The 22008-nt window shown below is 54.4% G+C and carries 15 protein-coding genes; all 15 read left to right on the top strand.

Annotated elements, in window-relative coordinates; all coding sequences use genetic code 11:
- The first annotated feature begins 32 nt into the window (after window positions 1-32).
- A complete protein-coding gene (locus tag ACY1JZ_RS16370; protein WP_462630144.1) occupies window positions 33-4775 on the top strand; it encodes a coiled-coil domain-containing protein in 4743 nt (1580 codons plus the stop codon).
- A gap of 18 nt (window positions 4776-4793) precedes the next feature.
- The gene (locus tag ACY1JZ_RS16365; RefSeq protein ID WP_462630143.1) at window positions 4794-5387 is read left to right on the top strand and encodes a phage tail domain-containing protein; all 594 of its coding nucleotides are present in this window, start codon (window positions 4794-4796) and stop codon (window positions 5385-5387) included.
- Between the two features lie 131 nt (window positions 5388-5518).
- Window positions 5519-6154, top strand: a complete 636-nt coding sequence (locus ACY1JZ_RS16360; protein WP_462630142.1) for a hypothetical protein — start codon at window positions 5519-5521, stop codon at window positions 6152-6154.
- Window positions 6076-6801, top strand: coding sequence for a hypothetical protein (locus ACY1JZ_RS16355; protein WP_462630141.1), 726 nt, complete (start codon window positions 6076-6078; stop codon window positions 6799-6801). Before ACY1JZ_RS16360 ends, ACY1JZ_RS16355 begins: the two co-directional genes overlap by 79 nt.
- Before the next feature lie 12 nt (window positions 6802-6813).
- Entirely contained in the window at window positions 6814-10881 is a 4068-nt protein-coding gene (locus tag ACY1JZ_RS16350; RefSeq protein ID WP_462630140.1) for a phage tail spike protein, read from the top strand.
- A gap of 120 nt (window positions 10882-11001) precedes the next feature.
- Window positions 11002-11451 (top strand): PAAR domain-containing protein, encoded by a 450-nt coding sequence (locus tag ACY1JZ_RS16345; RefSeq protein WP_462630139.1) that lies wholly within the window; start codon window positions 11002-11004, stop codon window positions 11449-11451.
- A 39-nt stretch (window positions 11452-11490) separates the two neighbouring features.
- The gene (locus ACY1JZ_RS16340) at window positions 11491-12642 is read left to right on the top strand and encodes a hypothetical protein (RefSeq protein WP_270169781.1); all 1152 of its coding nucleotides are present in this window, start codon (window positions 11491-11493) and stop codon (window positions 12640-12642) included.
- Window positions 12643-12739: 97 nt separating this feature from the next.
- Window positions 12740-13282, top strand: coding sequence for a hypothetical protein (locus ACY1JZ_RS16335; RefSeq protein WP_270169782.1), 543 nt, complete (start codon window positions 12740-12742; stop codon window positions 13280-13282).
- Window positions 13283-13839: 557 nt separating this feature from the next.
- Entirely contained in the window at window positions 13840-14457 is a 618-nt protein-coding gene (locus ACY1JZ_RS16330) for a hypothetical protein (protein WP_270169784.1), read from the top strand.
- A gap of 14 nt (window positions 14458-14471) precedes the next feature.
- Complete coding sequence (locus ACY1JZ_RS16325) at window positions 14472-14921, top strand: hypothetical protein (RefSeq protein ID WP_462630138.1); 450 nt, start codon at window positions 14472-14474, stop codon at window positions 14919-14921.
- A 16-nt stretch (window positions 14922-14937) separates the two neighbouring features.
- Window positions 14938-15780: a hypothetical protein gene (locus ACY1JZ_RS16320; RefSeq protein WP_462630137.1), complete on the top strand. Its 843-nt coding sequence runs from the start codon at window positions 14938-14940 to the stop codon at window positions 15778-15780.
- Window positions 15777-17009 carry a WD40 repeat domain-containing protein gene (locus tag ACY1JZ_RS16315; RefSeq protein WP_462630136.1) on the top strand — a complete coding sequence of 411 codons (1233 nt, stop codon included), beginning with the start codon at window positions 15777-15779 and terminating at the stop codon, window positions 17007-17009. The genes ACY1JZ_RS16320 and ACY1JZ_RS16315 overlap by 4 nt, the downstream gene beginning before the upstream one ends.
- A gap of 15 nt (window positions 17010-17024) precedes the next feature.
- Window positions 17025-18260, top strand: a complete 1236-nt coding sequence (locus ACY1JZ_RS16310; protein WP_462630135.1) for a WD40 repeat domain-containing protein — start codon at window positions 17025-17027, stop codon at window positions 18258-18260.
- Between the two features lie 30 nt (window positions 18261-18290).
- Complete coding sequence (locus ACY1JZ_RS16305) at window positions 18291-19868, top strand: hypothetical protein (protein ID WP_462630134.1); 1578 nt, start codon at window positions 18291-18293, stop codon at window positions 19866-19868.
- Between the two features lie 33 nt (window positions 19869-19901).
- On the top strand, window positions 19902-21944 hold the full coding sequence (locus ACY1JZ_RS16300; protein ID WP_462630133.1) for a DNRLRE domain-containing protein: 2043 nt from the start codon (window positions 19902-19904) through the stop codon (window positions 21942-21944).
- Window positions 21945-22008: the final 64 nt, after the last annotated feature.

Below are 22008 nucleotides of genomic sequence, written 5' to 3'. Positions count from 1 at the left end.
AGGCGTGCCGGAGCAGGAAGGGGGGATAATGGATGGCACAGGATCTGAATCTGCTCGTGCGGGCCGAGCTGGACAAGCGTCAATCGATCCAGAGCATCAACCGTATGCTGCAGGAGCTGACGGAGAGTCGATCGCTTAAGAAGCTGCAGGTAAGGCTGGAGCTAGGGCAGACGCAGCTGCTCGCGCTGGTGACTGACCAGACGCGTGTGCTGTACAGTGCGCTCGCCGGAATATCGGGGCAGCTCGGCGGCACGCTGGCTTCGATGGGAGAGCTCGGGATGGCGATGTCTGCCGCCAATTACCGGATCGGCGAGGTTGCCCAGTCCATCGAGGCGTTGGCTGGCCAGTGGCGGGCGCTGGCGGCTGCTATATCGGAGGCTTCGACCGCCTCAGCCGGGGCCGGGAAGGCCGCTGAGCAGGCAGCGCCAGATACGAAGCCATTGCTGGAGTGGCGGGAGGTGGTTAATCAGGTCTTTAATGATGTCGGGGCGCACCGGATGGTAGCAGATGTCATGATCGACAAGATTAAAACGATGGCCGCAGGCATTTCCGCTTTGTCTTGGATTACCAGTATTGCATCTGCATCAACTACGGGGCTCAAGCTTGCGATGATTGCGCTGCAGAGCGTTCTTTCATTCGGCATCGCGGCTGCGGTCACAGCCGTCATCTCCGGGCTGTATCAGCTCGTTGGCATGATTGGGGCGGCTAAGGAAAAGCAACAGGAATATCTCAAGAGCTTGTCTGAACAGACGATAGCAGAACAGAAACGTATCGATCAGCTCACAGAGCTGAAGAGCAAGTATGATGACCTGAACCTGTCACAGGAGGAGCTGCGAGCTACTCAAGAGAAGATGGCCAAGCTGATGCCGGAGGCAATCAGTCACTACGATGAGCAGGGCAACGCCATCTACAAATCGAAGCAAGAGATCGATAAGCTGATTGAGAGCGAACAGAAGCTGCTGGCGCTCAAGAAGCAAGCCTTGAGCAATAGCGTGTCGTTATCCATGGAGGACTCAGCCAAGCAGATCGATCAGGCCCGGAGGAATCTGGCTGCTAGAGGGGAGAAGGAAAAGCAGGCGGAGGCTGATCTCAAGGCGGTCGAGTTCGCAAGACAATACAATAAGGAAACTGGATATAACTCGCTGAGTCGTGTCTCGGATGAATTTCAGATTCATCATAAGGTGTTGACCGATAAGATAAGGGACATCTATGAAGCGTCTGGGCTGAAGCGCAACAAGCGTCTGACGGACAACTTGTATTTGCCCGATCTGGACGCCTACGCGGAGCAACTGACGAAGAAGCTCGGGGCGATTCAAGCGGAGGTCGCAATAGAGCAGGATAAGCTGGAGCAAGGGATTCAAGCGTTCATGAGCAGCTTCCAGCTTATTAATGAGGACGTGCTGCGCTCTGCTGATGTGAAGGACGCGAACGTATCGCTCTTTCTGGAGAGGTTCGCCGCATCATTTCTGGATACGAAAGAGCTGACGAAGAGTAATTTTCAAGAGATGATTGGCCTGTTCCGTTCCTATTCCAAGGAGCTTGTCGATGTCCTGCAAGAGAATAAGGTGGATCTGGGCGAGCTTGTGGAAACAGGGCGACTCAAGGAGCTGGAGAAGCTTCTTAAGGAGAGCGGTATTCCTGCCGAAGCGGCTGCCCTCTCGTATCAGGCCTTTGCGGGGAGTCTGGCCGGGGCCAGCAAGGAAAGCGAGCGCATGGCGGATGCCAAGAAGATGCTGGAAGGCAGTCTGAATCAGTTGGTACAACAAGCGGTCAGTGATGTGCAGCTACTAGATCAGGCGATGGCGCAGTTGAGTCGGGGGCAAGGGCTGAGCACAGACACGATCATAAAGCTGACCGAGCAATATCCTCAGCTCCAGCTTCAAGTGGGCGCGACGACAGATATTCTGAAATTACAGCAAAATGAGCTGAAGAATGTCCGTCAGAAGGTCATTGAGAAGGCGCAGAATGATCTGATTCAAGAGGGGAAGAGCACTGCGGCTACCTATCAAAATATATTCTCGCGACTCCAAATGTATGGCATCGAAGTGGAAGCCCTGGATAAGCTGCAAAGCCGGAAAGCTGTGATTGCGGAGTTGGAGGGCAAGAAGCTCCCGACCTTCAATATTAATGAAGGAACAGATGGATGGGGGGACTCCAAAGGACTGTTCGCGAGTGTAGTGAATAGCGGCAAAAAACGATACAATCAGTTCGCCGAACAATACAATAGCAACATCAGCCAGTTGCAAACGGGTGTCGAGGAAGTCGGAGCTGTATTCGACAACTATCAGAAACGGTTGAATGCTGCCTTGAATCAGTCGGGGTCAGGCGGCGGCACCCAGACCTCCAGAGTCTCTGCCGGTTATACTCCGCCCAAGATGAAGGAGCCGCCCTACGAGCCCGGTATTCGCTTCTCGCGGCTGGAGGAGGAGATCAAGCAATATAATCGGCTGCTGGAGGACAATCGCAGCCGGATAGAGGATGCCATCGCCAGAGGCAAGCCATACAGCAGTCTGCTGGAGAACCGCATCAAGCTGTATCGGGAGCTGGCCGGTTCGATGAAGGAGCTGGAGCAGGTGCAGCTCAAGGAGCAGCAGGAGCTGGCAGGCAAGCTGACCAAGCTGGGGCTGATCGACGGCTCGGGACAGGTGATCGACGGCTTGTCCGAGCGTCTAGTGGAGCTGAGCAAGGGCACGTCGAAGAACCGGATGAATCTGTCGATGGACGCGATCGAGCAGATGGTGACCGACTTCACGGCGCTCAAGGATAAGGTTGCGCAGACGAAGCAGGAGCTGAACGGGCTCGTCACGGAGCTGGCTCAGGCGCTGGAGGGCTCTCTGGAGCGGATTCGGGATGCGGGCACAGGCAAGCGCGATGCGATCCGGCGTAAAATCTCGCTTATGGGCGAGGTGAATACGGAGGAGGAGCTGACGGCGCTCGCTGGCTACACGGAGCGGATCGTGGCTTCGCTGAAGTCGGACAGCGCTCGAATCTGGAGCGAGATCAGCAGGCTCCGGGGGATCGTGAACGATGCTTCAGATACGCCAGAGATGAGGAAGGCTGCGGAGCTGGCGCTGACCGCTTACAGCGAGGAAGCGAATCAGTTGCAGGCCGAGCTGGTCGAGACCAGCGAGGAGCTTGGCAAGCAGCAGGCCGAGAGCATCGTCAAGGGCTTCGACAAGCAGTTGGAGGCTGCGGAGTTCGAGCTGTCGCTGCTTGGAGACTCGGAGGAAGATCTGCGCAAGGCGGAGCTGGTGCAGGAGCAGCTTCGGCGCCTGACGGTGGCGGCGCGAGAGAAACTGAATGCCCAGCTCGTGGAGCTGGAGCGCAAGCTGGGCAGCGAGCTTGACCAGGCCGAGCGCATGCGTACCCAGACCAAGCTGGAGGAGCTGCAGCGGTACGATCAACAGCTTATGAAAAGTCTGGCAGATATGGAAAGGCGCGAGCAGAGTCGCCAGCAGGAGGCGCTCAAGGCGCGCGAAGCTGCTGCCGAGGAGATCATCGCCAGCTACAAGAAGATGCTGGAGAAGCAGCGTCAATTGCAGCTTGATGCGATCAAGGCCGAGCGGGACAGCGAGAATAAGCGCTACACGGAGCGGATGCAGCATCTCGATGAGGAGATGGGCAAGTTCGAGGAATCAATCCAGATGCAGCTACGGTCACTCGATCGACTGAGCGAGGCGGAGGACAGTGAGGAAGCGCTGGCGAAGCTGCTCAAGGAGCGCGGAGAGATCGAATCCAGGCTCAATGTGCTGGCGCTGGATGACTCGTGGGAGAGCAAGGCGAAGCAGAAGGAGCTGCGAGAGCAGCTCGAGCAAAAGCAAGAGGAGATCAGTAAGTTCCAGCGTGACCGCGAACGCGCAGAGCAGAAGCAGGCGTTGCAGGATCAACTGGATGACCGCAAGAAGACGCTCGATGAGGCCAAACGGCTGGAAGGCAAATTCCATGATGCGCAATTGACGGCGCTGGATCAACGCCAGCAGGCCATCGAGCGTGCATTCGAGGCGCAGTTGGGCGATGAGCGGCATTTCTATGAGATGAAGCAGCAGCTTATGAGCGATGATGCCTCCAAGGTACAGACGCAATTGACAACCATTCGCGAGTCGTATGAGACCTTCTTTCAGCAGGTGCTGGACAACTCGAAGCTGTACGGCAGTCAGATTGCTGACAACATCCTCTACGCCTTCCAGCAGGATCTCAAGCCGTTGGAGTCGTACCAGACCAACCACGGAACCGAGGCGGGCGCGGGTAGTGCGAAGACGGCGGAGGCTTGGAAGCAGTATCTGGCGAACAAGCAGGAGGCGGAGACGAAGGGGACGACCGCCCAGCGGCTGAAGGAGTTGAAGGGGGAGAATGACAGGCTCCGTGCGGAATTCAAGTTCCGCGACGGCAGCTTCACCGAGCTGAGCAGACTTCCGGGGCCGGTATTTACGGCAGAGACGGGAGGCGTAACGCCAAGCTTTGCAGGCGGCAAGTTCCTGCTGGCGCATGAGAAGGAGATGGTGCTGAACAAGCAGGATACGCAGCATGTGCTGGAGGCGATCGAGATCAGCAGGCAGTTGACGGCTCCGCTTAGGCAGAGCGTTGCTGGTATGCTGCCGGCAGCGACGGGAGCGGCGACAGTGGCTGCAGCGGCTGCTTCGGCCAAGTCGGCGCTCGGGACGGTCATCGAGCGGCTATATATCGATGTCTCGGGCAAGTTCGCCCAGCCGACAGGAGAGGATGTTGGTGCAAGCATCATTCAATCGCTGCGTCGCAAGGGCATTACATTTGCTTAGAAGTCAGGGGGTGCAGAGATGACGATTCGCGATGCAGATTATTTCAAATATGCTGGCGTAGCAAGCAGCGATTATGGCATCCGCAATGTGAATGTGACAAGCGGGCTGCAGGAGGAGCCATTCGGCTCTGGCCGCAGCATCACGGAGATCGCGGTTCGCGGCAGGAGCCGTCCTTACTTTCAATCGATTCGGCGCGAGCCGCTGACGCTGCGCGTGTCCTTCGCCTTCGAGCAGGCGTGGGACAAGGAGCGGCTGCGCGAGGTATGCCGCTGGCTGACGGAGCAGCCCTATTACCAGCCGCTCAGCTTCACGAGCGATAACGACCGCATCTTCTATGCGCTGGTCGTGGAGGACCCGCAGCTTGTGCATAACTGTCTCAGCCAGGGCTATGTGCAGTTGACCTTTCGCTGCAATGACGCTTATGCGTACTCGCCTGCTGTGGTTCGCACGCTGAAGGCGCGAGATGCGGCAAGGCGCTTCGAGCGCAGCGCCTTCCATGAGGGCGAGCGGCAGCAGACCGTGCTGAATGCGCAGCAGCAGTTGGAGCTGCCGGCACAGGCGGCGAGCTGGCTGGATTATGCGGCGGATGAGAGCTGGGACAGCCTGCTATAGGAAGCGTTGGTACGCTAAGAGCAAGCAATGCAGCACGGGGCGAAAGGGCGGTGAAGGATGCCCTTGAGCGGGCTTGAAGACAGGCCGTGGTCAAGTAAAATAGCAAGTCTAACAGGGAAGGAGTCATACAATTGGCAAAGATAACAGACAAGCTAAAGCTAGTGCAGCCGGAGCTGAGCGACAGTATCCATAGCACGATCCAGTCGCTCGCTCACAATATGCAGCGGCTGGACGAGCATGCAGACGAAGCGATGCCAGCGATTCCGACATACGGAGCGTGGAAGCAGGGCGTCCGCATCTGGAATAGCGCGCCGGCAGCAGGTGTCCCGGTCGGATGGGTCAACGTGCGAGAGGGCGAGCAAGCTCCGACATGGGCGCGGCTCACCTATTATCAGGCGGGGGAGAAGGTGCTGTCCGCTGACAATAACGGTCATATCTACACCTGCTCGCAGGCGGGATATAGCGGTATCGTGGAGCCGATCTTCCCGCTGACGGCAGGCGCACAGGTGGAGGATACACGGGGGCGGACAGCCTGGTCGCCACTAGCGGTGCGGAGTCTCGGCGAGCTGGTGATGCCCAGCGCGCCCAATGGATTCTTCTACGTCTCCGTGGTAGCCGGGAGAACGGGAACCGCCGAGCCGCCGTGGACGGTCGTGAACGGCAGCTCGGTCAATGATGGCGAGGTTGTATGGCACGCCTACAAGATCGCCAAGTGGAAGGAAGCGGGCATATCCGCCCATTTCCGGCCATTCGGGATGATCGGGTGAGCGCGATGATGACCTGGGCGGATATGGCGAGGATGCGGGGCTGGTATGTGTCGGACGCGCTCCCGATTATGCTGCAGAGTGATGGCGCGCTAAGCTCCATTCAGTGGGAGGCGCTGACGCCACAGGGAACATCGGTCGCTATCGAGACGACACTGTCGTTGGACGGGGGGCATGACTGGACGCCATGGTCGGCGTGCGTGAATGGGGGCGGGCTTCCAGGCCTTGCGCCCGAGACGTATTTGGGCAATGCCCATGTACGGTTCCGGGTGCTGCTGCAGAGCAGCGAGCCTGGGGTGACTCCGGTGCTGCAACGGGTGCGGCTTGAATTTGCCCCGGTGTTCGTGCTCCGCAATGAAGGCGATGCGGCGTGTCGGCCGGAGCTGTGGATTACGAAGCAGGGAGAGGGGGATTTTGCAATACGGAATCTCTCGCAGGGGAATCAGCCCTTCCGGTTCACGGCTCTGGCAGATGGGGAGACCGTGTATGTGAATAATGAGCGGCAATATATCGAGACAGACCTGGCGGTCACGGAGCGATACGGCAGCTTCAATGATGCGTATCTGGAGCTGCCAAGGGGGGGCAATCTGTTGCGGCTGGAGGGGGATGCGGATGTGCGCATTCGTTATGAATGGAAATGGCTGCAGTAAGGAGAGATGGCGATGCTAGGCGAGATTGATGCCGGGAGACGACCGGTTGTTCCACGACTGTTCCTGGCGCGCCCGGACAGGACGATCGTTAGCAAGCTGTCGGAGGCGTACACGATCCAGCTCTCCGTGAAGCTGCTGGCGGTCAACGAGCTCAGCTTCCGGGTGCCTTATGAGCTGGAGGTGAATCATCGGCTGGAGCGCAATCACAATGTGGCGCTGCTGCGCGAGCACTACTATGTGCAGGTTCGGCTCGGCTCCTCTGTGGAGTGGTACCGCATCCAGACGATCCAGGATGTAATGGAGGAGGAGGCCGCATACAAGGAGGTCAGCGCGTATGCACTCGAATATGAGCTGGCGGACAAGCTCATTCGCGGCTATGGGGTCGAGTCGGTGCACGCTCGCCAGGTGCTGCAGGATGTGCTGTCTGGCACACTTTGGCAGCTCGGCTCGCTGGATGCGGACTTTGAGCTGACGTATCGGGCATTCGACTTCAGCCAGACGACGGTGCTGGATGCGGTCTACCAGGTGGCGGAGACGTATAACGCCATCGTGGAATTCGATACCGAGCAGCGTACTGTGAGCATGGTGAAGCCGGAGCTGCACGGAACGTACAGAGGGCTGAACTTCTGCTACGAGCAGTATCTGCAGACGATCAACCGTTCCTCCGATGCGGAGCAGCAGGTGACGAGGCTGGTCGTCGAAGGGCGGGACGGGCTGGGCATCCAGCGTGTACACCCGGCGGGGCAGCCCTATATTGAGAATTACAGCTATTTCATGTATCCCTTCGAGCGCAACGAGGCGCGTGAGGTGTTACAGTCGAGCTATTATATGTCGGATAGCCTCTGCCATGCGATGCTGGATTATGAGGCCAAGCTGGAGGCGCATCGCGGCGAATTCGAGGCGCTGACTGCCGAGCGGGGGCGGATCGGCTCGAAGCTGGCTGCGCTGGAGGTAGAGCGGAGCGAGCTGCGCAAGCAGGAGAAGATCATTACCGATACGATGATTGCACAGCAGTTCAACGGGGAGATGTTCTTCGAGCGATATACGTATGCGGGGCTACAGGTTGCCAATGGGTTCCCGCTGAAGCCGGAGCTGCCCTATGCGATTATGTTCCGAGCCAGCAGCACGGCCGGGCTGAGCGTGGCGATCAATGGCGCACCCAAGGCGGTGGCTGCGGGGCAGTGGATACTTCTCGGCAAGACGGCAGGCGCCTCCTCGGCAGAGGTGCAGGTGAGCGGCTCCGCGGTCGGTGTGGACATTTACCTGCAGGTGGCTGCGCTGTCACAGGAGGAGTATCGCACGATCAGCAATGAGGGGGCGATCATCGAGCGCTATAGTCTTGACCACAAGCAGCGGCAGCTCGCTGCCAAGCAGGCGGAGATCGATGAGGTGCAGGAGCAGCAGACTGCTGTGGCGGCAAGGATCAGTGCGCTCCAGACGCAGCTCGGGGCGCAGGCGCATTATACGACAGAGCAGCTTCAGGAGCTGAATCTGTATGTGAAGACGAAGGAGTTTAAGGATGAACGATATGTGGATGACCATGATTTGCTGCAGGCCGCACAGGAGAAGCTCGCAGAGCTGCAGAAGCCGCAGACTGCAATACGAATGGATGTGGTGGATTTTCTCGACCTCGTAGAGGAGCAGGGCAACTGGGACAAGCTGCGGCTTGGCGACGAGGTGAAGGTGAGCTATGACTGGCTGGGCGTGCAGGTGATGGCGAAGCTGATCGAATTCGACTATGACTATGAGGCGGCGTCCATCCGTGTCGTCATCGCCCATCTACGCGAGTTGAACGATGATGCGCGCAAGCTGGAGAGCTATATCGCCAGCAGCCGCAGCACCTCGGTGACGGTCGATCTGAACAAGCATCGCTGGGGACAGGCGGTCTACGATGCGAGCGAGATGAGCCGACTGTTCGATGCATTCTGGGACAAGGTGACGAGTCAGATCAATATGGCAATCAATGAGACGGTGACGCTCGATCAGAAGGGGATTACCATTACGGATGATCAGGACCCGGCACGCTTCCTGCGGCTGACACACGGGGCGATCGGCCTCACCCGCTCAGGCGGCCTGCGCTACGAGACCGCGCTGACCGCAGATGGTCTGATCGCAGAGACGGTGCTCGGCAAGCTGATCCTCGGCTCGAGGGTGACGATCGGCGATGACGACGGCATCTGGATGACGGAGGGGCCACGCACGACGATTACTGACCGGTGCGGGCGCGAGGCGATGCGGCTGGGCCTGTACGAGACGGAGCCTGACCGCTATGGGCTGGTGGTGAACCGCTATGACCCGGAGGAGCCATGCAGCACCCGGCTGGTCAATACGGTGCGGGTGGACTCGGAAGCCGGATTCGCGATCCGTCAACGCAGCGGACAGAGCTTCGAGGATGTCGCCTGGCTGGGACTGGACGGGCTGCTGCATGTGCGCAAGCTGCAGATTGCTGCGATGGACGGCATGCTCTCCAGCGGCATCGAGATCGACAGTGTGAGCGGGATCGTCGTTACACGCTCTGACCAACGGGTACGCGGGCGATTCAACGCGCAGGATGGCCTGGTGTTCGAGCGGTATGAGGACGGGCGGTGGGCGAAAAAGTTCTATTTTGAGCCGGGTGGGCGCTTCTATGCAGAGGATCTGCATGCGAAGCGACTTACGATCGTCAACGCGGATGACGAGGTGCTGATGGATGCGCGGGACGATTATCTGAATATCGGCCGCTTCGAGCACATCGTGACGGACGGCAAGCTGACGGCACTCGAGAAGCTGGTACTGCTCCAGGAATGGGAGACGATCCAGACCGAGTATTTGAAGCTGCTGCCGCAGGCGGAGCGATACCGCACGGTGCAGCGGGATGGCTTCAATCGGGTACTGGTGAACATTCCGCCCTTCACGGCGGCCTATAATCGGCTGGACGCTTATGTGCGTCCGCTGCTGGCACAGATGGACGAGACGACGGCGGTTGACCGGGAGACGTTCCGCGAGCATTTTCAAGGCTACTACGATCAAGCGCGCCGCATCATGAATGAGATTGCCGATGCGCTCCAGTGGGGCAGTGTGCAGCTCGGGCACAATTACAACAAGGTCGTGATCGACGCTGAGCATGGCATTACGGTGACGCGCACCGACCAGCTCGTCAAGCTGACGATGAACGCTTCATCGGGCATCAAGCTGGAGCGCAGCGGGCAGCCGGTGCTATTTGCAGATGAGAAGGGGACGCTGCATGCGGTGGATCTGGTAGCGAAGCGGCTGAAAATTACCGCCGATCCGTTCGGCGGGGGCACAGAGGATGACCTGCTGATCGATGCGGAGAATCGGATGATTGACTTGTCCAAGTTCCATCTGATCGTAGGCAAGCTGGGGGCGGACAATATCGCTTCGACGATCGTCACGGCAGAGGACGGCTTCATCAGCAATCTGGTCAGCAATAAGGTGAAGACGATCGGACGGCAGGCGGAGCAGAGCTGGGCCAACTACATTCACATTCAGGACAACAAGGCGATGTGGATTACCGGGCAAGCGCGGGCAGGCAGCGGCACCCAGCGCACGAATGCGCTGGATGAGCCGTATTACTGGCGCGATGAGCAGCGTAGCGGCTTGACGACAGAGGTGACGCCCTATCCGGTGATGCAATATGAGATGGATGAACGGGTGAAAATGCTGCTGCAATTCGTTGGCGAGGGCACTGCCGCCTACCCGCAGATGGTGCTGGGCGAGGGAGACGGCGTGGCGGATGCGGACGGAGTGTACCGCAAGGGGCGCGGCTTCGTGGAGAAGCCGCAGGGCAGCCTCGACATCCTCTACTACAACCAGGGCTATGGGCGGGAGCGCAGTCTGCGGATGGAGGATGAGGGAATCAAGCTGCTGGCCGACAATGGCAAGCTGCTTCTGGATGCCAAGGAGTATGCCTGCACCGTGAGCGAGAATGGCAGTCTGGTGATCCGGCACAGCAAGGGCTCGTCGATTACGATGACGCCAGAGGGCGATATTGAGCTTGTGGCCGCACGCGATGTCGTGATGCGCGCCGGGCGCAATATGAAGCTGAACGGTACAAGGCTGGATCTGAATACGCCGGGCTAGGGAGTATTGACTGATCGCGCCACTCTAAGAGAAGGAGCGTACAGGACATTTGGCGTTAATCCGTTGTTGATCGTCCTGAGTTGGTAGGGAGAAGGCGCGCAGAAGAAAGGGGCAATGTGGATGGCAGAGGCCGCATATGACGGTTGCCGCATTCAAGAGTGGACCGCCCGCGACATCCGGTATTCGCTTTGGAATCCGTACTTGAATCCATATCCATGCGGAACAGCGGAATCCCCGGCTACATGCTTCGCAGGAGGAGAAGAGCAGCATACTGGAGCATCTACGGTTCGAGGTATGGTGAGAGCGTCCGCGACAAGCGTCATGATTAATGGAAAACCGGCAGCCTGCGCGGGCGACCCTGTGGAGGAGCAGGAGACGGTGACAGGTCTGCCTGGCGGTGCATATAACGTGCGCAACCATGAGGGCGGTCGCGGGGCGATCGATAGCGCTAATATAGCCGGGGTATATTGCGAGGGCAAGCTGCTGGCCGTCAACGGCAGTACAGTGAGCACACATAATGGACAGCGAACCGTGATCGCCGAGGGAAGCAGCAATGTGTTCGTCGGCTAGCGGGATTGAGGCCAATAGATGAAGGGAGGTGAAGCAAGAATGGCTGAGCTATTATCTTATCTGGAGTACAACGATCCGCTCATAATGCTGCACCGCACAGGGCAGCCGGGCGATGAGCTGAAGCCACGCACCGATACGCTGCCGGTTATTAATCAACTGGTGACGCTGCTGGAGACGCCGTCCGAGTTCCATCGGGTGCAGATCGCCGGGATGACGGAGCTGACGATGGAGCAGTTCCAGCGCCAGCGCGCGCTGGCGCCGCATGAATATATCGTGAACTATGCCAGCGGCATCATTAATTTTCATCCGTCGCAGGAGGGTCAGAGCAAGATCTGCTCCTATATGGGACGCGGGCTGATCCTGTACCCCGCCAGCAAAATCTATGCCATGGCCAGCCGCAGCCCGGATGTCGTGGTCACGCTACAGGACTATATCAACGATATTCAAGGGCGGCTGAACGATGCTCAGCTTGCGATGCAGCAGGTAAATGAGGTGATCGCCAGGGCGCAGATGGCGCTGGAGCGGTCGGATACGGCGGCAGACAATGCGCAGCGCGCAGCACAGGCGGCAGACGAGGCGAGCGAGGCGGCATGGACGGCGCATCATACGACGAAGCTGGTATTTCGCCCTCCGGTGGCAAGTGAGGCACAGCTCAAGGAGACGTACCCGTTCCCGGAGATCGGCTGGACGGTGCAGACGTATACGGACGGCAAGCGTTACCGCTATGACGGACGCAAATGGGAGCTGATCGACATCTTCGGCTCCAATCTGCAGCCGGTCAACGAGTATAAGGACGGCTTGATGAGTGTGGCGGAGCATCTCAAGCTCCAGTCGATTCCGCTGGAGGTGAAGGAGCGTGTCGTGGTGTTCTGCCTGCCGTATGTCGTGCAGGGGCCGCAGGAGGCGATGGTGAGGTTCCCCTATGACGGGGAACTGGTAGCCATCGAGGCGTTCTGCGGCATGGCGGGCGAGACGGAGACGGAGCTGTATGTGGAGAAATCGCGCAATGCGGCGACATGGCACAATGTGCTGGAGCAGCGCATGCGGATGGCTCCGTTCGCAAGGTTTGACGACCAGAGCTATGTGCTGGCGGAGCGGACGGTGGAGAAGGGCGATCTCTTCCGCGTCCATATCTACAAGCAGGGGCTTGGTCTGCAAAATGTAACGGTGCAGGTGACCATCCGCACGTGATGGAGCATGCACGAGCAGGTGTAGGTTGAAGTGAAGTGTTACGGCAACAGGGCCTATTGCAAGGCCATACCATAATGAACATAAAGGGGAATGCATAATGACGACGCCAATTATTTCATGGAGAAACAGCACACATGAGCAGGAGATTACCGAGCCCTTCAATTTCGGGGTCATCGACGCGGGCGATCCTAGCCCGGTGTATACGTTCAATATTTGGAATAACCGAGGCGGGACGGCAGATGTGCCGAAAATGGAGGACTGCACCATCACCACCCGTGATATGAAGGGCGGCACGGGCGAGGAGGCTGGCAACGAGGTACAGGTGGTCAAGGATAACTGGTTTCACGCGCAGGTGGATTCGCTCGGGGAGACGGATCTGGACGAGGAGACGAGCCGCATCGGCAAGGATTTCCTCAAGGCGCTCGGCACGACCGGGACGACGAAGAAGAACCATGCGGGTGCGAGCTACCCGGCGCCACTGGCTCCGGCGGCCAAGGAGATTCTGGGTGTGAGCAACAACGGCAACCCGACAGACGCTGCGGGCAACTATGTGACCGTCAGCCTGCGTGCCCAGGTTCCGCTCGATGCGCGTAGCGGACAGCAGGCGTTCAAGCTGCGGGTGTCGTACCGTTACGTGTAGGATTGCTGTAGGCTGTTGCCTACGTGCAACAGGGCGGCATAGCGATAGGGTGATAGAGCAATAGAACGACAGGTGACAGGGTCACATAGCAACATAGAGTAACGTAGCAGCAGGGTTACAGGGCAGTATAGCAACATGGAGTAACATAGCAGCAGGGTTACAGGGCGGCATAGCAACACAGCAACATAGTAACAGGGCGGCAGTGTGACAGGGCAACATAGCAATAGGGTGATAGGGCCATAGAGCAACATAGCGACAGGGTGGCGAGGACAGCAGGACAACTCGGGTATGGCGCAGCGGGAAGTGTGTTCGGTTCGAATGGCATGAGTAAAATCGTGAGTGTGAATCTGGAGGAAATGAATGTGCGTGGTGTGAACAGTCTGGGCTTATGTCCGCTGTTCAGGCCACGTCATAGCCAGACTCGGCAGGGAGTGGCGAGACGGACGGCAAGGCCCGGAGGAGCAGGCAGGAGATGATGGAGCTGCTTTATGCTTCGATGCTTGATGCCTGCGGTTATCGGGATTGCCCTGACCAGCCAGGCAAGGGAGAGATGAACGATGGTGTTGGGAAATAAGCAATACAGTCGCTCGCCGGTAGCACAGAGCTTCATCTGGGCGGCAGACTATTATGACGGCAGCTCTATGCTGGAGTTCGATCCGCGCACGCACCAGCCGAATAGCTTTTATGCGATTGACCGCAGCCGTCTGGTACGGTTTGGGTTGATCGGGGGCGGGTCGCAGATTTTTTTTGACGTTGGCAATGGCGTATTCGAGCTGAATGGTCATCGAATCATGGTCACCTATGCCCCGCATGGGCGGGAGGAGCTGCCGTTGACCGGGAGGGCGTATGGCTACAGTGACATTATTACGTATAAGGATGCGGTGGCGGATGCCGATTTGCTGCGGCGTGGCCATCAGGGACGCTTCGCGCATGAGATTACGGCATTCAGTGTCGGGTATAAGAAGCTGCTGGAGCTGGAGGGGGTACGGCTGCATTATCAGGCCCTGGTCACGGTGCCGGAGCATGCGCCGGTGTATATGCAGCTCAAGCTGACAAGCGAGCAGGCGCTGGAGGGACGGCTGAATATTCGAGTGAACGGCAAGCTGGTGGACAGCATCGAGGCGCCGTTGCAGGCGAGGACAGCGGGAATGATCAACTGGCACATTAAAGGATGAGAGGGGAATGACGCATGTCGGACATTTGGGAAACCGATCGTTACGGAAGACTCTGGGGCAAGCAGCCGATAAACGGTACGGTCGAGATTAGCGAGAGCAATAATAAGCTGGTGCTGGAGCTGGAGACGGGTATGGGAGCAGGTACAGGCGAGGGGACGGGCACGGATTCGGGCGCGGGCACGGGTTCAGGGACAGGGGCAGGTACGGATACAAGTACAGGGTCGAGCAAAAGGTCATACGAGCTAAGGGTACCGCCGGGGAGCTACCATACGGAATATGTACAGAACCGTTCGGAGCTCGTGGAGAAGCTGCAGGAGCTGGCGCAGGGGGCGGCGCTTCCGGTGGATTTCCGTGTCGGGGGATACCACCAGGATGAGAAATACAATGTCATTGTGCTGCAAATGCAGGGTGGTGAGACATTGACAGGGTTGTCGGGCACATTTGCCGAGGCGTGGATGGTGTAGAGAGGAGGGAATGGCTATGGCGGAAGTGCGGGAGCTCGGGCTGGAGCTGGATTTGAGCAGGGGGACATTTTACAGGACGGAGTACCGGGATGGAGCATTGCAACTGGCTCAGGTGGGCGTCAGCGATGCCGGGCATGAGATTTATTATGAGTCTGGCTACTGGGAGTCGGAGGATTCGTTCTTGAAGGACCGGGTAGCGTCATTTAGCAAGGTAAGCAAGAGCAGTGTCGTGGTCCAAAACGGAACGTTCAAGGTGATGACCGCCTCCTCCCCTGATCGGGTGACATGGACGGAATGGCAGGAGGTTGCTGCGGATACCGGAGAGATCCAGTCGCCTGTGAACACGTATGCTAAGGTGCGCATCGAGCTGCGGTCTGCGAAGACGGTGGAGAGCTTTACGGTGGATGATTTCAAGGATGCGGCGAAGTATAGCAACCCCTATCTGGACTATTCCAATGGAAGCTTGAGCTCGAAAAGGGAATATCCATCCACCATGAATGTAGATTCAAGCTGGACGGGCAGTGGCAAGGTCTATCGCGGGAGTGTAGACAGAGTGAATCTGAGTAGAGTGGATCGATTAGCCGTGGATACGGATGGAATGCGTCACTTCATTAAGGTGGATGGGCAATACATCTCGTATAAGGATGGGGTGAAGCAAATAGTGGCAAGCCCGTCCCAGGCGGATTATATGAATATGGGGATGGATGACTTGAGTGTGCTGGATCGGAAACGCACGGTGATGGAATTTGCGATGAGCAGTGACGGGAGCGTTGGAAATGGGAGGGTGTTTAGGAGGACGGTGGATTTAGGTGAGTTTTTGCAGATTAAACATATGAAGATATTGGGGGGAGGGCGATGAGTAGTTTTAAGATAGAAAAATTAAATGATCCATCTACATTACCGACTGGAGTAGGAAGAAGTTGCTCTTTTTCTCCTGATGGGGTTTATTTAGCAGTCGGTCATCAAAATAGTCCTTATATTGCGATTTATAAACGCTCAGGAGATATGTTTACTAGGTTGTCTACCCCAACAACTTTACCAGTATCCAAGGTTACAAGCTGCTCTTTCTCACCAGATGGAGTTTATCTTGCAGTTGCTGACAGTTTGCTAACGATCTATAAGCGTAGCGGTGATACATTCACTAAACTACCTAATCCGTCAACATTGCCACCAGAAAGCAGTTTGAGCTGTTCTTTCTCGCCAGATGGAGTGTACTTGGCAATAGGGAGTAACAGAAGTCCCTATATAACAATATATAAGAGGAATGGAGATACATTTACCAAGTTAAGTAATCCAACATCATTACCTACAAATAGTTGTTTGGACTGCTGCTTTTCACCAGATGGAAACTATTTAGCTGTGGCTCATTATTCGAGTCCTTTTATAACGATTTATAAAAGAACTGGAGATGTTTTTGCTAAATTATCCAATCCGACATCGCTACCTACAGGGGGAGGCAGGGGGTGTTCTTTTTCTTCTGATGGTAATTATTTAGCAGTTGCGTATGAGAGTTCCCCTTATATAACGATATATAAACGTTCAGGGGATATATTCACTAAATTGCCCGATCTTGTAGATTTACCCACATCAATAGGCATAGACAGTTCCTTTTCACTAGATGGAAATTATTTGGTAGTTACACAGAATAATTCACCTTTCATCACAATCTATAAACGCTCAGGTGATGGTTTTAGTAAGTTAAATAATCCTAGTATTTTGCCAAGTGGTACAGGTTACGGTTGTTCCTTTTCACCAGATGGAACGTATTTAGCCGTTGCTCATGCTTTTAATCCCTTTATCACGATATATAAAATTCAGTACAGTGAGACTAAAATTTTACTTTCATCCATAGATGGAACAGAAATTTACTCAATTGATACTACGAATGGACAAATTATTAAATTGAAAAATGGTTCAGAGGCGAATTTTTTAAACTACGGTATTGATAATGAAACAGAAATTGATTTAACACAGGCATTTCAAGAAGTCGTAATGATTGCTCAATCGTCAGTAAACCTTGGTTCAGGAAGAATATACGAGCATGAATTAGATATATCAAAAAGAAGAGTGGGGAAAATAAAATTATAGAAAGGAGAGTATATATTGGGGAAACTAGAGGTAGATCAGTTGAGTGATCCGAGTAGTTTACCGATTGGAGCAGGATTCAGTTGTTCCTTTTCACCAGATGGAAATTATTTGGCTGTAACTCATGGTACAAGTCCTTATATAACTATTTATAAAAGATCAGGAGATACGTTTACTAAGTTATCTAATCCGAGCAGTTTGCCTACGGGGTCAGGGTTGGGCTGTTCCTTTTCACCAGATGGAAATTATCTGGCTATAGTTCACTCAACCTCCCCTTATATAACCATTTATAAAAGAAGTGGAGATATATTTACTAAGTTGGTTAACCCAAGTATTTCAATTGCGAGTACAGGAAGAGGTTGTTCCTTTTCACCAGATGGATATTATTTAGCAGTTACTCATAGTGGTAGTCCTTATTTAACTACTTATGAACGTAATGGAGATACATTTACTCAGTTAGAAAATAAGGATATTTTACTTAAGAGTGTAGCTTATGGTTGTTCCTTTTCGCCAGATGGAAATTATTTGGCCGTAGCTCATGGTACAAGTCCTTATATAACTATTTATAAAAGATCAGGAGATACGTTTACTCAGTTATCTAATCCAAATAGCTTCCCTACAGGTACAAGCAGAGGCTGTTCTTTTTCACCAGATGGAAATTATTTGGCCATAGCTCATGGTACAAGTCCTAATATAACTATTTATAAAAGATCAGGAAATACATTTATTAAGTTAAGTGACCCGAACAGTTTGCCTACGGGTTCAGGATTAGGTTGTTCTTTTTCACCAGATGGAAATTATTTAGCTGTAGCTCATAATACAAGTCCTTATATAACTATTTATAAAAGATCAGGAGATACATTTACTAAGTTAGCCAATCCGAGTAGTTTACCTACAGGTCAGGGAAATGGTTGCTCATTTTCTCCTGATGGAAATTATCTAGTTGTCGTTTATACTACCTCACCGTATATCACAATCTATAAGTGTTCTTATATCAATAATAAATTCTTACTTATCTCTAGTGACAACAAAGTATACTCAATAGAAAATCAAGAGTTAAAAGAATTGTCATCAGTAGATGAATCTATTTATTTAACTTATGGTATGGAACAAGGTATCACCATTGATTTGAACTCACCGTTGACGACTCGCACATTTATAACGCAGGATTCAGTGACATTAGGTTCAGGCAAGGTGCTAAAACAAAAAATAGATACATCTAAAATAAAGATAAAAAGTGTAAAAATACAATGAAAGACTAGATGAGAAAGGCGGGTGAGAACAATGATTAAAGTTTTGATTTTGCATAATGGTCAGTATAAAAGATACGTATCGGATTCATGGATAACTGTGACAAGTGGAGCACCTACAGAAACAGATTATTCTAATGGGAATACTTTAGAAGAAATCACAAATATTTTAGAATCAGAATGGTCAATATTAGATGGAGAGATTGAATTTTGCTATTACAGTGATGATAGTGAAATAACTAATTTGACTGTAAAAATCGGAACGGATTCATTCTTATTAGAAGATGTTCTTAAAGATGATACAATAAATATTCGAGAGTATTCTAATGATATAACACAGACAACTTCTGTAGTTACAGTGGACAGTGAACCATTCCTGATTTATGACGAACTTGGCAATAGTATGAATGTTTTATACTACACAGATGATGCGAGTGTAACTAGTCCAAGTTTAGAAGTCACTACGAATCACTCTTTATTGGATAGCATAGAAGATAGTTACCAATTGTACAGTTGGTCTAGTGATGATAGTATTGACAATCCATTATTGACTACTACAGGCATTCCAGTTAAACAGGCACTGTTTCAGCCAAAAGAATTTGAATTACATGGAGATTTGGCAAATATTATTGCTAATCAGACGGGCAGCTTAGGCAAATTCAGAACTGTCATCTCATTTGACGATGGAAATACATGGGAAGCTTTCAAGTGGGATGAGTGGATCACTATAAACCTATCTAATCTTGCTGATGTTAGAAGCAAAGGAATGTCTGCTTATGATTTGTCTAAGTTGACTAAAGAAGTGTTTTTGGATAAAGGAGAACGGCTAAAGCTTGCTTATTATCTAGAAGACAGTATTCATACAGATGAAAAAATTCAAATAGCCGATGTCAAACTTGAAATTAATTCTCCGATAGGAAATGTGAAATTTCACACTTTAGCTTTTTACATCTTAAATACAACAGCCACGATTTCAGTAACATTTGCAGGGAATAAATTAAAAGGTGAAATTGACGATGATGACAAAGGAAAAGTTCAATACAGAGTTATTTTAAACGGCGATCCTTATTTCCCTATTGATGGTTCCTACACTGCGCTTTCTCGAACGCCGATTGATATTAATGTAAGTGTTGATGAAAGAAGTGTCCTCATTAATCAAAATAACACCCTCAGAGTTGAATTTAAAGACGCCTGGGGCGTAGAGGATGCTTGGGAAACGGTCTTTGTTGGGTCGTACTCTGGATTGATGTTTAAAAATTCGACTGGAGATTATCTAACCAACTCCCTAGGCGAGCTGCTCAAGCATCTGGATTTTGGCGTGGTGATCGCGGGTCAGACGACGCTGGAGCAGCAGGTAGTGGTAAGGAATCAGCTTGGTGAACGGGTGCAAAATCTCCAACTGGAGGTGGCGCAGGACAAGCTGTCTGAGGGGGTCGCCGTACAGCTCTCCCGCACAGCCTCGCCATTCCGCGCGGAGAAGTCGCTGCTGTTCAATCAGATCGTGGAGCCGGAGGAGGAGCTGACCTTCTATGTCCGGCTGTCCACCCAAATACATGCGCCGGCGGCACCCGCCGGGCAGTTCGAGATTCGGGCCAATGCCGATGCATTATAACTCTCAATGCAATGAGACAGGATGTGAGGAAGGATGGAGCAAACGGAGGAGCTTCAGAGTACATTAACGGTGAAAACCGCCAGAGCCAACCGGATGCAAGGAGCCTTTGTCTTGTATCGACCGGGACTGGAGGAGCAGGAGGCGGAGGTCACTGTCCGTCAGCTTAACACAGGCAGCCTGCAAGCACAGCTCGCTGTCCGAACGTTCCGTTCGCAGGAGTGGGTAGCGACACTAGGGGTCAACTACCGCGGGCAGAGCAGCCTGCAAGCGAAGCTTACGGCGATGCCGCTGGCTCAACTGGATGCGAGTCTGGAGGTTCGGCCGCATAACCGGATGCTGGGCTCCTTCGAGCTGCTGGAGGCGCCACGCAAGGAGGCTGCTGTAACCGCGATTGCGGATGCCAGCACGCGGAGTCTGGAGCGGCTGCGGACGATCAACTATGGCGATGCCCGCAGTATGCTGACAGGCCGCAATACGGATGAGGCGTTTGAGGCATTTGTACGATTTGCCGATCTGGATACGGTGATCCCGGATATTCATGTGATCGAGCAAGCGGTGCTGCGCCTCTACTACGTGCAGTTCCCGGCAGGGAGTCGGCTGGAGCTGCATCAGCCAGATGCGTTATGGCGGGAGATGGGCATCACGGATGCCAATAAGCCGCTCTCCAGCGAGCTGCTGACGCATGAATACCATGTCCATCCCGCAGAGCGGTGCGTGGATATAGATGTGCTGGCGATCGTTCAGCGCTGGCGGTCTGGAGAGCTGCCGAACCTGGGTGTGATCATCCGAACATCGGATGACCGTACCCTTAGCTTCTATACGCGCGAGTCGGGTTACCCGCCGCAGCTACGCATTTCCTATGTGACGTCTCAAGTATACAGCATTGGCCGCGAGTGGCTAAGCGGAGGAATGTTCGTCTATGGGAAAGGTCGCAAGGATGTGTCAGCTCAACTGACTGTACACAGTGATGTCGGCTTCTCCTGGCGGTCTGCTGGCCTCTATGTGCATCGCGCGGAAGATCCGCTGCTTGTTGAGCGCGCGGGTGAATTGACTGTATCTCGTCCGACACTTGATGGACAGATGGTGGTGTACCGGAGACAGGAGGAGGATAAGGGAGCTGTATTGACAGTACGGCATGAGGATCAGACCTCTCCTGCTGCCAGCCTTGGCGCCCAGCGTCCAGTGCTCCATGCACGCCTGACGGTTGATCCGCGAAGCTCTCTGCGCTCTGAATTGACGGTCAGGGTAGAGGGGGGCGAGAGTACGGCGGGGCAGCTTCATGTATCCAGACCAGACGCAAGCGGTCAACTGGAGGTCTCCCCGTACACTCGGAGCCAGGGCGCGATAGAAGCGCTGCTTGAGGTGCGGACGCATCGGGAGCAGGTGTGGGAAGGTAGCATTCACGCGAGCAGACCGGATCTGTCAGGCCGGCTCCATCCGCGAATCCCGGATAGTGCTGCGATTATCGCTTTCCTGCAGGTGCCCGGCTATAACGATACGTCAGCCAAGCTTGCTATCTCTCATCCCGACTTGGAGGGGCGTGTGCAGGCAAGAGCGAATGGGCAGGATGAGCGGGCTTGTCTGCTGCAGGTCATCGGCTACGACTATCGGATGGCGCAGATGAAGGTAAGCCGCCCCGATCTCCCGGCAGCGCTGCGCATCTACCGGATGTATGCAGAAGCGGGCAGAGACGGCTTGCTCATGGTTCCGCATTATGAGGAGCGAGCGGCAACGTTGACGAGCAGTCGCCCAGACCTCCCGGCGATCGTGAAGGTGAAATACACTTCAGAGGCGGCTGGCGAGCTAGGGGTGAAGGAGCGTGCACTCGTCCAAGGCGAGCTGGATGTGCGCCAGATCGCGGAGGCGGCAGGCGAGCTGCTGGTGAAGCAGATCGAGGAGCAAGCCGCCTGGCTGGGCGTGCATCGTCCACAGCTTGCAGCAGTGCTTCATCCCCGGGTGCCCGGTATGGCTGAATGGGCAGCGAGGATGGAGATTCGCAAGCGTGATGCCGCCGACCTGAGCAGTCTGCTGTCTGTTAAGGGCACGGGCAATCGAGGGTATGCTTTTATCATGTAATGTAATGAAACGAGAGGCAACGTCTATAACGAAAAGTATCATCTCCCCCCAGGCAATCCGGCAG

This window comes from Paenibacillus sp. J5, assembly GCF_054955055.1.
This window is presented reverse-complemented; position numbering and strand designations above follow the sequence as displayed.

What these genes read in the sequence shown, in the direction of transcription:
- ACY1JZ_RS16370 (WP_462630144.1), top strand. Translation starts at nt 33, where the DNA reads ATGGCACAGGATCTGAATCTGCTCGTGCGGGCCGAGCTGGACAAGCGT.
- ACY1JZ_RS16365 (WP_462630143.1), top strand. Translation starts at nt 4,794, where the DNA reads ATGACGATTCGCGATGCAGATTATTTCAAATATGCTGGCGTAGCAAGC.
- ACY1JZ_RS16355 (WP_462630141.1), top strand. Translation starts at nt 6,076, where the DNA reads ATGGCACGCCTACAAGATCGCCAAGTGGAAGGAAGCGGGCATATCCGC.
- ACY1JZ_RS16350 (WP_462630140.1), top strand. Translation starts at nt 6,814, where the DNA reads ATGCTAGGCGAGATTGATGCCGGGAGACGACCGGTTGTTCCACGACTG.
- ACY1JZ_RS16345 (WP_462630139.1), top strand. Translation starts at nt 11,002, where the DNA reads ATGGCAGAGGCCGCATATGACGGTTGCCGCATTCAAGAGTGGACCGCC.
- ACY1JZ_RS16340 (WP_270169781.1), top strand. Translation starts at nt 11,491, where the DNA reads ATGGCTGAGCTATTATCTTATCTGGAGTACAACGATCCGCTCATAATG.
- ACY1JZ_RS16335 (WP_270169782.1), top strand. Translation starts at nt 12,740, where the DNA reads ATGACGACGCCAATTATTTCATGGAGAAACAGCACACATGAGCAGGAG.
- ACY1JZ_RS16330 (WP_270169784.1), top strand. Translation starts at nt 13,840, where the DNA reads ATGGTGTTGGGAAATAAGCAATACAGTCGCTCGCCGGTAGCACAGAGC.
- ACY1JZ_RS16325 (WP_462630138.1), top strand. Translation starts at nt 14,472, where the DNA reads ATGTCGGACATTTGGGAAACCGATCGTTACGGAAGACTCTGGGGCAAG.
- ACY1JZ_RS16320 (WP_462630137.1), top strand. Translation starts at nt 14,938, where the DNA reads ATGGCGGAAGTGCGGGAGCTCGGGCTGGAGCTGGATTTGAGCAGGGGG.
- ACY1JZ_RS16315 (WP_462630136.1), top strand. Translation starts at nt 15,777, where the DNA reads ATGAGTAGTTTTAAGATAGAAAAATTAAATGATCCATCTACATTACCG.
- ACY1JZ_RS16305 (WP_462630134.1), top strand. Translation starts at nt 18,291, where the DNA reads ATGATTAAAGTTTTGATTTTGCATAATGGTCAGTATAAAAGATACGTA.
- ACY1JZ_RS16300 (WP_462630133.1), top strand. Translation starts at nt 19,902, where the DNA reads ATGGAGCAAACGGAGGAGCTTCAGAGTACATTAACGGTGAAAACCGCC.